Here is an 11,401-nt window from a genome sequence, read left to right as displayed (position 1 = left end):
ATGCGACACGGATGGCACCGGTGCATCGCGCCGCGCTGCGGCCTGCACCGCTTACATATCACGCCGAGCGTGACAGTGGCAGGGACGGTTCGCGTTGCACGACACGGGCGGCCACGAAATGGCACGAGAACTCGCTGCCGCGTCCCACCTCGCTTTCGATGTCCAGCCGCGCCTGGTGCAGGCCCAGGATGTGCTTGACGATCGACAGCCCCAGCCCGGTGCCGCCGCTCTCGCGCGAGCGGCTGCTGGACACGCGATAAAAACGCTCGGTGATGCGCGGTAGATGCGAGGCGGGGATGCCGTAGCCGGTGTCGCGCACTGCCAGCGCCGCGCCGTCGCCTTCGCGCACGAAGCGGATCGTGACCGTGCCGCCGCCGGGCGTATAGCGCACCGCATTGGTCACCAGGTTGGAGAACGCGCTATGCAATTCCTTGTTGGAACCGAGCAGATCCACGCCGGCCTCGTCGATCACTTCCACCGTGTGCCGGCCCTGGCTGTGCGCCTCGGCCTCGCGGCGCAGGGTGGACAGCATCGGCGCCATCGCCACGTGTTCTTCGCCGAGTTCTTCCTGCGATTCCAGCCGCGACAGGGTCAGCAGGTCTTCCACCAGCTGTGCCATGCGCTGCGACTGCTTGCGCATCTCCGCCAGCATCGGGCCCGAGTCCGGGAAGTCTTCCGGGTCGAGCATGTCCAGGTAGCCGTGTACCACCGTCAACGGCGTGCGCAACTCGTGCGAGACATTGGCCACGAAGTCGCGGCGCACCTGTTCCAGGCGCAGCAGCTTGCTGACATCGCGCGCCACCAGCAGCCAGTAGTCGTCCGAATACGGAATCAGGCGCAGGTTCAGGCGCAGGTCCGGGTCCACCGGCGAGGCCGCATCCAGCATCGGCTCGGCATTGCGCCCGGCCGCCAGCCAGTGCGCCAACGGCAGCGGTTGCAGGCGTTCCACCACCGACACGCCCATGTCACCAGGATGCTGCAGGCCGAGCAGGCCGCCGGCGGCCTTGTTGAACCACTGCACGCGCTGGTTGTTGCGGTCCACCACCACCACCGCATCCGGCAGTGCCTGCGCGGCGGCGCGGTAGGTCCGCAGCATGTCGATCAGGCGCCGTTTGCGCCCGCGCATTTCGGCCTGGCTGCGGTACAGCAGGCGGTCCAGTTCGTTCCAGGCGCCGATGCCGACCGCAGGCTCGGCACGCTGGCGCGCGGTGAGCCGGCGCAGCACCTGGCGCAGCCGCCAGTAATGCCACCCCAGCACGCCCAGTGCGGTGAAGGTCAGCGCCATCCACACATGCTCGATCAGCACGCCCACCACCACGGCAGCGCCCAGCAACAGCGCGAGAGTGCCAAGCGTCTTGAGCCAGGCGGAACGGATATGTTGGGGCATGGAAGGCGTTACCACGAAGCGTCAGGTAGGTAGCTGCCCGGCCCATGCGGCGGCCAGGCGGCTGTGCGGCGCCGATCAGGTCGCCGACGAAAAACGATAGCCCGATCCACGCACGGTCTGCACCATGTTTTCCAGGCCAAACGGTTCCAGCGTCTTGCGCAGGCGGCGGATGTGCACGTCGATGGTGCGCTCTTCCACGTACACGCTGCCGCCCCAGACATGGTCCAGCAGCTGGGTGCGCGTATACACCCGCTCGGGGTGGGTCATGAAGAAATGCAGCAGGCGGTATTCGGTCGGGCCGATCGGCACCGGTGCATCGCCGGCGAACACGCGGTGCGCGGCGCCATCGATCCGCAGGCGGCCCACGGCCACGCTGCCGTCTTCGTCGTCCTCGCGGGTGCGCCGCATCACTGCACGGATGCGTGCCAGCAACTCACGGGCGGAGAACGGCTTGACCACGTAGTCATCCACGCCGGCTTCCAGCCCGCCGACGCGGTCGTTCTCTTCGCCGCGCGCGGTCAGCATGATGATCGGAATCTCGCGCGTCAGCTGCTCCTTGCGCCAGCGCCGTGCCAGGTCCAGGCCGCTGGTGCCGGGCAGCATCCAGTCCAGCAGGATCAGATCCGGCACCCGGTCGGCGATGGCGGTCTGCGCCTCGCGCGCGTCGCCGGCATGGATGGGCTCGAACTCGCCTTTGCGCAGCGCGAACGCCACCATGTCGCGAATCGCGGGTTCGTCATCGACGATCAGAATGCGTTTTTGCACGCGGGGCTTACCGTCTGGCTTTGGTGATCGCCAGTAGACTACGGTTTTGTGACTCTAATGTGACATGGCCGGCACCGGCTTCTGCCAGCCGGCAGGTCTTCAAAACAGACTGAACCGGCAATGGGCGACACGCCCAGGCTGGACCTGCATGCTTTTAGCCGATTCCCGATTCCCGATTCCCGATTCCCGCCCAAGTGTCATTGTGTGGACAGATCGGGATCGCGAATTCCCTGGCGGCGCAGTTCCAGCACGGTCGGGGTGATGGCGGCGATGCGCGCGTCCACGCGCGCCCGTGTCACGTAGTCGAGTTCCTTCTTCTTGAGTGCTTCCAGCTGGATCAGGGCTTGCTCCGGATGGCCGTTCAAATACGCCGACTCGGCGTAGGCTTCGCTGGCGCGCAGAGGGTCGCCGGCGAGTTCGCAGGCGCGGGCATAGGTCTGCTGCAGCAGCGGATCGTCGCTGCGGCGATGCAGTAATGGTTCAAGCACCTGCCGTGCGCGTTGGCCCGCGTCCTTGCTGGCCTGCGCATTGAGCGCCCCGGCGTAGGTCAGCGCCACCGCGCGGTTGTTCGGCAAGTGTTTCAGCAAGGTGTCGAAACGGGCATTGGCCACATCGCGCTGGCCGACGCGGGCTTGCGCCTCGCTCAGGCCCAGCGCCAGCCACAGATTGTCCGGATGCGCCTCCAGCAGGCTGGCCAGTTCGGCCACCGGCTCGCTCGGGCGGCCGCCGCTGTTGCGCAGCCGCGCCAGCGCCAGCCCGTAACGCTGCGCCTCGCTCAGCCCCTGCTTGGCGCTGCGGCGCAGGTTCTCGTATTCGCGGATGGCCGCATCCGGCGTACTGGCCGTGAGCACGCGCAGACGCTCCTTGGCCCAATCGAAGCCTTGCTGGTCGCCGCCACGGCCGAGCGCGTCCACCGGCAACCGCAGCGCGTAGGGCAGCAGCGCGTTGCCGTTGCGGCTCAAGGGTTCCGACAACGACGGGTCGGCCGGGTCCACACGTTCCTGACGCGTCCCACCCGGCACCGAGGTGGTCAGCACCACGGTGTTCTTCTTCATCTGCTCGGCGCGTGCCTTGGCTTCGCTGATGCGGGTGGTGGTGACCGGGTGGGTCTGCAGGAAGTCCGGCGCGCTGTAGCCGCCCTCGTTGGCGCGCATGGCCACCGACATGCGTTCGAAGAATCCGGCCATCGCGTCCACGTCGTAGCCGCTGCGTGCCAGGGTGCGGATGCCCAGCCGGTCGGCCTCGAACTCGTTGGAGCGGGTGAAGTCGATCTGGCGCTGCTGCATCAGCCCCATCGCGCTGGTGATGGTGGCCATGGTGGCATCACCCCTGGAATTGCCGCCGGCCTGTTGCGCCGCCACCACCGCGGCCAGCATGCCGAGCAGGATCGGGATCTGGTCGCGTTGCGCGCGCTCCACCCCGCGCAGCACGTGCTGCTGGGTGACGTGGGCGATTTCGTGCGACAGCACCGCAGCCACCTCGTCCTCGCGGTCGGCGATCAGGACCAGCCCGGCGTTGACCGCGATATAGCCGCCCAGCGTGGCGAATGCGTTGATCTGGCGGTCGCGCAGCATGAAGAAGGTAAACGGCTGCTGCGGCTGGGCGCTGTTAGCACCCAGGCGGGTGCCCATGGTTTGCAGCCAATCGCCGATCAGCGGGTCGTCCAGCACGTAGTCGTAGCTGCGCAGCTCAGCCAGCATCATCCTGCCGTACTCGGCCTGTCGCGCCGGCGTCAGCAACTCGCCGGCCGATGAGCCGATGTCGGGCAGGCGGTTCTCCTGCGCAGGGGCCACGCCCGTGGCAATGGCCAGTGTCAGGGCGGTAGCAAGCGGAAGCAGGCGCAAGAGGAACTCCCAGGTGATGTGCGGAGCATGCGGGCAGCACGGCGCGGCGGCGTGAATCGGCAATTAATCCACAGTGTTGTGGTGACGAGGTGGAAATTCCAGTCGCCCGTTACCATGTGTCAGACCTCAGACCAACCACGGAGTTTCCCGTGAGCCAAGAACATCCCCGGCAGGACGCGGCCGCCGGCCCGCCCATCACCTTGTATTCCACCGCCATCTGCCCGTACTGCGTGGCGGCCAAGAATTTCCTCAAGAGCAAGGGCCAGACCTGGACCGAGGTGCGGATCGACCTGGACCCGGCCGAGCGCGAGAAGATGGTCGCGCTGGCGCGGCGTACCAGCGTGCCGCAGATCTTCGTCGGCGACGTGCATGTGGGTGGCTACGACGACATGATGGCCATGCATCGCGCCGGCAAGCTGGAACCGCTGTTCACTGGCACGGGCGGTCAGGCATGAGTGGTTCCGACGACGGCAGCGCCGACCGCCTGCGCGAGTTCACGCAATTCCGCCAGCGCATGAACCGGCGCATCCTGGCCGAGCCCAACCAGGTGGTGCGTCGCTTCTTCGCGCTCGACACCCAGACCTACCAGGCCGGCGCGCTGGACGTGAAGACCAAGGAGCTGCTCGGCCTGGTTGCCTCGGTGGTGCTGCGCTGCGATGACTGCATCAGCTACCACGTCGCCCAGTGCAAGGAAGCGGGGGTGACCCGGGAGGAATTTTTCGAGACCTTCTCGGTTGGCCTGGTGGTCGGCGGCTCCATCGTGATCCCGCACCTGCGCCGCGCGGTGGATTTTCTCGACCAGCTCGAAGGCGGCGCACCGCCGCCGGCCCAGCACGCGCACGACTGAGTGTGGTGCTGAGGCGCGGGAGTGGGGATTCGGGATTCGTAAAAGCGAGCAAGACATGCGCCGCCCGATGAGGCGGCGCGTTACGTTCGGGCGCCGGCGGCTCTTGGATGGCTGCGAAAACATCGCGGGCAGTCGTCAGTCAGTGTGGACGGCAGGGAGCAACCGCAGCGCACGGAGGACGGATACATGCCGATTCCGAGCACCGGCTTCCTGACCACGCAGTCGTTGGATGGTTGCCCTTAGACCAAGGTCGGTTTGGGCGCCTTCACCGGCATCGGGCATAATTGCCTGTGAAACCTCCTTGCGCCGGTGAGCCGGGCTCCCGGCTGGCGCTCCCCCCTTCAAGTTCGGAAACCCAACGTTATGACGCAGACAATCACGGTCATCCGCGGCGACGGTATCGGCCCGGAGATCATGGATGCCACGCTGTTCGTGCTCGACGCGCTGCAGGCTGGCCTGACCTACGAGTACGCCGATGCCGGCCTGGTCGCGCTGGAAAAGCACGGCGATCTGCTGCCCGAGTCCACCCTGGCTTCGATCACCAAGAACAAGGTCGCCCTGAAGAGCCCGCTGACCACGCCGGTTGGCGAGGGCTTCAGCTCGATCAACGTGGCCATGCGTCGCAAGTTCGACCTGTACGCCAACGTGCGTCCGGCCAAGTCGTTCCCGAACACCAAGTCGCGCTTTGCCGATGGCGTGGACCTCATCACCGTGCGCGAGAACACCGAAGGCGCCTATCTGAGCGAAGGCCAGACCGTGTCCGAGGATGGCGAGACCGCGTTCTCCGGCACCCGGATCACCCGCAAGGGCTCCGAGCGCATCGTGCGCTACGCCTTCGACCTGGCGCGTGCCACCGGCCGCAAGAAGGTCACCGCGGTGCACAAAGCCAACATCATCAAGTCCACCTCGGGCCTGTTCCTGAAGGTCGCCCGTGATGTCGCCGCGCAGTACCCGGACATCGAATTCCAGGAAATGATCGTCGACAACACCTGCATGCAGCTGGTGATGCGCCCGGAACAGTTCGACATCATCGTCACCACCAACCTGTTCGGCGACATCCTCTCGGACCTGTGCGCAGGCCTGGTTGGTGGCCTGGGCCTGGCCCCGGGCGCCAACATCGGCGTCGATGCGGCGATCTTCGAAGCCGTGCATGGCTCCGCGCCGGACATCGCAGGGCAGGGCAAGGCCAACCCGTGTGCATTGCTGCTGGGCGCCGCGCAGATGCTGGACCATATCGGCCAGCCCGAGAATGCCGAGCGCCTGCGCGAGGCCATCGTGGCCACCCTGGAAGCCAAGGATTCGCTGACCCCCGACCTGGGCGGCAGCGGCAACACCATGGGCTTTGCCAAGGCCATCGCCAGCCGCCTCTGAGCGCGCCGGAAGATCGCACAAAACAAAAGGCGCCTAGGCGCCTTTTGTTTTGCTCGGACGTTGCCGAGAAGCCGCGGCTGCTCACCAGTTGCAGGAAACCGCTCTCACGATTCCCCAATCCCGATTCCCGATTCCCCGCTCAATTGCGCGACTGCAGCTTCGACAGCAGGCGCAGGAACTCCAGGTACAGCCACACCAGCGTCACCATCAGCCCGAACGCGCCGTACCACTCCATGTATTTGGGTGCGCCCTGTTCCACGCCGCTTTCGATGAAGTCGAAGTCCAGCACCAGATTCAGTGCAGCCACCACCACCACGAACAGGCTGAAGCCGATGCCGATCAGGCCCGAATCGTGGATGAAGGGGATGCGCACCCCGAACAGGCCCAGCACGACGGTGGCCAGGTAGACCAGTGCGATGCCGCCGGTCGCGGCCACCACGCCCAGCTTGAAGTTCTCGGTGGCCTTGATCATGCCGCTGCGGTAGGCAAACAACAGCGCGAACAGGGTGCCGAAGGTCAGCAGCACCGCCTGGAACACGATGCCGTCGAAACGCGCCTCGTATACCGCCGAGATCGAGCCCAGGAAGAAGCCTTCCACCAATGCGTACAGCGGTGCGCTGACCGGTGCCCAGGTCGGCTTGAAGCTGGTGGCCAGCCCGAGCACCAGCCCGCCGATCGCGCCGGCGATCATGTACACGCGCGCCGCCGGCAGCGGGTTGCCATCGGCGCCGATCGATTGCGACCAGGCGAAGGCCGCAGTAGCGACGGCCATCAACAGCAGCAGGCCGGTCTTGTTGACGGTTCCATTGAGGGTCATCGCCTCGCCGTCGCGGGTGACCACCGAGCCGGAGCCGAGGTCGAGGAAGGTGGATTCCCGAAGGGCGGGATTGCCGCTACGCATGCGTTTTCTCCATAAAGGTGGGGTGCTCCACGCCGGGGCGCGTGAGCAGGCAGAGTTCAGTCCCCAGGATACCGGATGCGCCAATTGACGCGTGGTGATTGACAGCGGCGCAAATCGTTCCCAAAATAGCCGACCTTTCCAGCCCTTCGGGATTGGAAGGTCCCGCCGGGGTATAGCGCAGTCTGGTAGCGCGCCTGCTTTGGGAGCAGGATGTCGGGGGTTCGAATCCCTCTACCCCGACCATTCCGAGCTCTTGGCGGCGTGGGAATGCGAAGTTCGGTCCGGGCGCCCGTAGCTCAACCGGATAGAGCACCGGCCTTCTAAGCCGGCGGTTACAGGTTCGAGTCCTGTCGGGCGCGCCATCGGCGGTACGGTAGGAAGCAGGTTTTCAGTGGTGGCTGTAGCTCAGCTGGTTAGAGTACTGGATTGTGATTCCAGATGTCGGGGGTTCGAGTCCCCTCAGCCACCCCACTGAATCAGGCAGTGCAGGACAGTTCGACCCGATGCTTCGCGGGGTGTTGCAACGAAGCAAAAACGCGCATACAATGTGCGACCAGTTTCAGGGCCGTTAGCTCAGTTGGTAGAGCAGTTGACTCTTAATCAATAGGTCCAAGGTTCGAATCCTTGACGGCCCACCAAACAAAACAGCCACTTGACGAGAATCAAGTGGCTGTTTTTTTTTGTTCAGGAAAATTGGGGGGGAAATTACTGCACACGAGGTAGATTTTATGGCGAACGATTTTCGGTTAGCTGAGCAGGAAGAGGCTTACGAGGAGTTTCAAGAACATGCAACGCTTTTTTCAGCTGCATGCTCCGTTGCTCTCAACGGCAGTACCCGAGCAAAAGCTGTCGATTCTGAAGATGAGAACCAGCAAGACTGGGGTGACATCGAGCGGTCCGGCACGGGTGTTCAGGATGAGGATGGCCACGCTGTTGCGTTCTTGGACCATCGTGACAGCTCACTTCCGAAGGATAAAATTGCTCAGTGCTATCAGATTTGCAAGTCGATGTGTAGCAAGAAGGGGCTTGAACCCTTACCCCTCAAAAGTCTCTACAGCACCAAATGATAGGTAGCAAGCGCTCAAGGCTTGCGGCAGCGGCACCACGCTGGTCGCTGCCCAACTGGAGGGCCTTGAAGCGGTCGGCATCGAGATGACCGATCAGTACGCAGCGGTCACCCGCGATCGGCTAAACGCCCTGTAGGCCGTGAAGCCGAGCTGCCGCGTGGCGGTTCGGCTTTCATTGCGCAGGCGGTTGGCGCAAGGCCACAACGCGATACTGCTTACTCTTGCCGTAGCGCGGCCCTGCCTTGTCGAGCGTGACGCAGAGCCTGTCCTCGCCGCAGGGCAATAGGTCCGCGCGTGCCACACGGTCCAGAAAGGCGATCTCCGCACGGCGCTGCGAAGCCTCTGCCAGTACTGGTCGGGCGCCCTGGACGGCGTAGCCGACTGCAACCAAACACAGGAGCGTGCCGACCAACAACGCGCCGAGGCCGGCCCAGCTGCGCCGGGTGGCGGTGGTTTCCAGCGATTGCTGTGCCCGTGCATAGCGCGCCGTCGCCTGCTCAAGCGTCCTTTCCGCTTGGACCATCTTCGTGTTGAATCGCTCGGCCCCTGGTTCCAGCGTTTGCGTCAATGCCTGGTTGCTCAACTGCGTTAGCCGGGGAAGCGCGCTCTCCACCACCCGGGTGACGCGTTGATCGGCGCTGTTCACTGCCGCCTGCAGAAGCTGCATTTGATGACGGACGAGATCCTCTAGGGTTTGCTCTCGCCGCTGCATCGCCGCGATGACTGTCGTCATGGCCTTGATCGAGTCCTTCATCGCCTGGTGCGATTCACCGCTGTCCGGCAGCGTCGAGGTGTTCTGGATGTCCATCGTGCTCTCCTGTAGGTTCAATGCGTTTGTTGCGTTCTGGCTATCCGCCACCACCACCACCGCCACTTCCGCCTCCGCCTCCGCCTCCGCCTCCGTCGCCCCCCCCGCCATCACCGGGCGGGCCTGAGCCTTGCATCATCGGCCCGTTGGCGAACTGCGGCAGCGTCAGCACCATCACCGGGCCGCGACTGGTCTGCACCTCTGGTGCGACGTCCATCCCCAGCGCTTGGCGCGTCGTCACCTGTTCCTGGGCTTCCTGCTGAGCCTTGGCGTCCAGATGCTCATGACCTTGCTGTGCCAACGCCGCGCTGTGGGCGCTATTGCCGGCGCGCTTCAAGGCTTGTTCGATGGCCAGATCGTTCTTGGAGTCCAGCGCGTACACCAGATCATCCACGTCCGGATCACCGGTGATGCTCTTGCGCTTGGGCGGCGGTCGATCGTCCTGCTCAACGTCGGTTTGCGCCGGTGTTGCAAAAAGACCCTGCTGCGAGGCGGTGCCTGCCAAGGTGTTCGGTGGTCGTCTCATTGCCGAGGGACCATCGGGGTCGTATCCATCGCGCAGTTCCCGCTCGGTAAACGGCGGCTCACCGCGCGCTATGCGCGCTTGCCGTGCATCTGCGATGCGGTTTTCTATATCGAGATCCTGTTCGGCCTGGATGCGGAGCGCGCGTGCAGAACGCGCTATTTCTGCCCATGAATTGGGATCTGCAGCCGCAACGTTGGCGGGTTTGGCTTGCTCTGGGGCCTGCTTCTGCGCATCCGATGCCGACGTGGGCCGGTTCGATGGGGCGGCGTGTTCTGAGGGATCGGCGGGAGGCTCTGGAGTGGGCGCGCCATGGGACTGTCTGGCTGCATCGGTGACGAGGGCCGCTGTGGGTGGCGCTGCAGGCGCATTCGGTACCGGGGGCTGTGGCGTGAGCGCCCTTTCCCCATCAATACGCTCAGCCACAACCGGTGCGGCGAACGATCGCATCTCCGGTGCCTCTATCAACTGGGCAGTGCGTGCATCGGCAGGCAGGTCCGCGCCTGGTGCTGGCGTGGCGTCGCGTGCGGCCGCTGGCGGCGCTACGGCCTGTTGGTCGCGCGTTTCCATCGCCTGGTGCCGATTTGCCGCAGGCGCTTGCGCGATCACTGCGTGCTGCTCGGACTGGTGCGCGCGCTCTTCTTGTGTCAGCTGGTCCGCCGTGTGCTGCATTTGCCGCGCCACTTCAGCTGGCTGTGCCTGCTCAGGTTGGGCGGCATGCGGTTGGGTCTGGATCTGCGGCCGGTGTGCATCGTGGTCTTGAGCAGGGCGCTGTTCTGCCTCGCGTTGGGCAGTGCCCTGGGCGTGGAGAGTTGGTGGCGCATGGACAATAGCATCGGTGGTGCGCTCGGCTGCTTGTTTGCGCCCCGGAGCATCCTGGCCCTGCACCGGTGGCTGCTCTGCCAGCTGCGCTTCCTGCAACTGTAGGCGCTGTTGTTCGTTGTGTTGAGCATCCAGTGCTTGGCGTGTCTGTTGCTCACTCTGCTGCTGTGCTTGTTGGTGCTGCTCGATGTCGTGTGCCTGCCGCTGCTCCTGCTCCTCCTCGCGCTGCTGGGTGTCCTGTGCCTGGCGTTCTTGTTGCTCCAGTCGCAGCGCTTGTTGCCGTGCTTCCAGTGCCGCATGCGCCTGCAGCGACTGGTTCGCCTGCGTCCGGTCCTCACGTGAGGCCTGTTCCTGCAGCGCGTGCGCCTGCGCCAACTGCTGGTCTTGCGCCTGCCGTCCCTCCTGCTGCCGCTGCTGGTTCTCCTGCGCGGCGCTGGTGGCCTGGCCTGGGGCCGGCACGTTGAGCGCCTGCTGGTTGGAGGGCGGCGACCCGGACGTGTCCGGATCTGTGGAGCCTTCAGATGAAGGCGGCGCGGAGGCCAGTTGCTGCACCGGTGCGTCCAGCTGCTGGCGAGCCTGCAGCTCCTGCAGCGCCTGACGGATGTCGTCGGTGCTGGTGACTGCTGCAATGCGCTCCACGCCATCGGCACCGCGCTGCAGATGGGCGATCGGGCTGTCGGCGCCGTACTGACCGCCTGGCCCGCGCTGCAGCTGCATGGCGCCATCGCCTGCGAGTCCTTGCGCTTCGCGGGTGCGCTGGGTTGCCAGCTCGATCGCTTCGCGCCATTGCGGCTGCAGTTCCGTGCCCACGATGCGGTACTGGTACAGCGTCTGCTCGCGCTGCACGTCCTGCGGCGATGGCGGGGTCTGCTGGATGGCGGCAATCGCCTGGGCCTGCTCGGCGAGCGCCGGCTGCAGCATGGCGCGCGTGGTCTCCAGCTCCAGCACCCGGTTGGCATCGGGCGAAGTGCCGTGGCTGGTCCACCGGCCTTCGATGTCGCGGTAGTAGCGCTGGCCGTTCGAGGCAGTCAACGCATCCGGATCCGGCAACGCCTGCTGGACGGCC

At 65.3% G+C, this 11,401-nt stretch carries 10 protein-coding genes, 4 tRNA genes and 1 pseudogene; 9 read left to right on the top strand and 6 right to left on the bottom strand.

The annotated features are described in order from the left end of the window. Window positions 1-58: 58 nt before the first annotated feature. The 3 genes from phoR to XcuCFBP2542_RS13515 all read right to left on the bottom strand — a co-directional run bounded on the left by phoR (window position 59) and on the right by XcuCFBP2542_RS13515 (window position 3,996). The gene (phoR, locus tag XcuCFBP2542_RS13525) at window positions 59-1,387 is read right to left on the bottom strand and encodes a phosphate regulon sensor histidine kinase PhoR (RefSeq protein ID WP_167526825.1); all 1,329 of its coding nucleotides are present in this window, start codon (window positions 1,385-1,387) and stop codon (window positions 59-61) included. Between the two features lie 75 nt (window positions 1,388-1,462). Continuing rightward, window positions 1,463-2,152 carry a phosphate regulon transcriptional regulator PhoB gene (gene phoB / locus XcuCFBP2542_RS13520; protein ID WP_002806631.1) on the bottom strand — a complete coding sequence of 230 codons (690 nt, stop codon included), beginning with the start codon at window positions 2,150-2,152 and terminating at the stop codon, window positions 1,463-1,465. Between the two features lie 197 nt (window positions 2,153-2,349). Further along, window positions 2,350-3,996, bottom strand: coding sequence for a M48 family metalloprotease (locus XcuCFBP2542_RS13515; RefSeq protein ID WP_104604075.1), 1,647 nt, complete (start codon window positions 3,994-3,996; stop codon window positions 2,350-2,352). A gap of 149 nt (window positions 3,997-4,145) precedes the next feature. On the opposite strand from XcuCFBP2542_RS13515, the gene grxC reads away from it, so the two are divergent. The 3 genes from grxC to XcuCFBP2542_RS13500 all read left to right on the top strand — a co-directional run bounded on the left by grxC (window position 4,146) and on the right by XcuCFBP2542_RS13500 (window position 6,214). Continuing rightward, complete coding sequence (gene grxC / locus XcuCFBP2542_RS13510; RefSeq protein WP_104604074.1) at window positions 4,146-4,451, top strand: glutaredoxin 3; 306 nt, start codon at window positions 4,146-4,148, stop codon at window positions 4,449-4,451. Continuing rightward, complete coding sequence (locus tag XcuCFBP2542_RS13505; protein WP_104604073.1) at window positions 4,448-4,843, top strand: carboxymuconolactone decarboxylase family protein; 396 nt, start codon at window positions 4,448-4,450, stop codon at window positions 4,841-4,843. Before grxC ends, XcuCFBP2542_RS13505 begins: the two co-directional genes overlap by 4 nt. Before the next feature lie 363 nt (window positions 4,844-5,206). Continuing rightward, window positions 5,207-6,214 (top strand): isocitrate dehydrogenase, encoded by a 1,008-nt coding sequence (locus XcuCFBP2542_RS13500; protein ID WP_104604072.1) that lies wholly within the window; start codon window positions 5,207-5,209, stop codon window positions 6,212-6,214. 139 nt (window positions 6,215-6,353) lie between these two features. Here the strand turns inward: XcuCFBP2542_RS13500 and XcuCFBP2542_RS13495 are convergent, their stop codons facing one another. Beyond that, window positions 6,354-7,115 (bottom strand): Bax inhibitor-1/YccA family protein, encoded by a 762-nt coding sequence (locus tag XcuCFBP2542_RS13495; RefSeq protein WP_104604071.1) that lies wholly within the window; start codon window positions 7,113-7,115, stop codon window positions 6,354-6,356. A 166-nt stretch (window positions 7,116-7,281) separates the two neighbouring features. Here XcuCFBP2542_RS13495 and XcuCFBP2542_RS13490 point away from each other — a divergent pair. From XcuCFBP2542_RS13490 to XcuCFBP2542_RS20065, 6 genes and pseudogenes are all read left to right on the top strand, one after another. Beyond that, window positions 7,282-7,358, top strand: a tRNA-Pro gene (locus XcuCFBP2542_RS13490). Window positions 7,359-7,400: 42 nt separating this feature from the next. Next, window positions 7,401-7,477, top strand: a tRNA-Arg gene (locus tag XcuCFBP2542_RS13485). A gap of 32 nt (window positions 7,478-7,509) precedes the next feature. Next, a tRNA-His gene (locus XcuCFBP2542_RS13480) sits at window positions 7,510-7,586 on the top strand. Window positions 7,587-7,677: 91 nt separating this feature from the next. Beyond that, window positions 7,678-7,753, top strand: a tRNA-Lys gene (locus tag XcuCFBP2542_RS13475). 90 nt (window positions 7,754-7,843) lie between these two features. Next, on the top strand, window positions 7,844-8,182 hold the full coding sequence (locus XcuCFBP2542_RS13470; protein ID WP_146090334.1) for a hypothetical protein: 339 nt from the start codon (window positions 7,844-7,846) through the stop codon (window positions 8,180-8,182). 25 nt (window positions 8,183-8,207) lie between these two features. Continuing rightward, a pseudogene (locus XcuCFBP2542_RS20065) lies at window positions 8,208-8,318 on the top strand (site-specific DNA-methyltransferase); the annotation flags it as partial. 36 nt (window positions 8,319-8,354) lie between these two features. Here XcuCFBP2542_RS20065 and XcuCFBP2542_RS13460 read toward each other — a convergent pair. Together XcuCFBP2542_RS13460 and XcuCFBP2542_RS19600 are read right to left on the bottom strand one after the other, a co-directional pair. Beyond that, window positions 8,355-9,101 (bottom strand): hypothetical protein, encoded by a 747-nt coding sequence (locus XcuCFBP2542_RS13460; RefSeq protein ID WP_104604069.1) that lies wholly within the window; start codon window positions 9,099-9,101, stop codon window positions 8,355-8,357. Beyond that, window positions 9,031-11,401 (bottom strand): coiled-coil domain-containing protein (locus XcuCFBP2542_RS19600; protein ID WP_484606940.1); only part of this gene is annotated, 2,371 nt, incomplete at its 5' end. The genes XcuCFBP2542_RS19600 and XcuCFBP2542_RS13460, both read right to left, overlap by 71 nt.

This window comes from Xanthomonas cucurbitae (assembly GCF_002939885.1).
GTDB lineage: Bacteria > Pseudomonadota > Gammaproteobacteria > Xanthomonadales > Xanthomonadaceae > Xanthomonas > Xanthomonas cucurbitae.
This window is presented reverse-complemented; position numbering and strand designations above follow the sequence as displayed.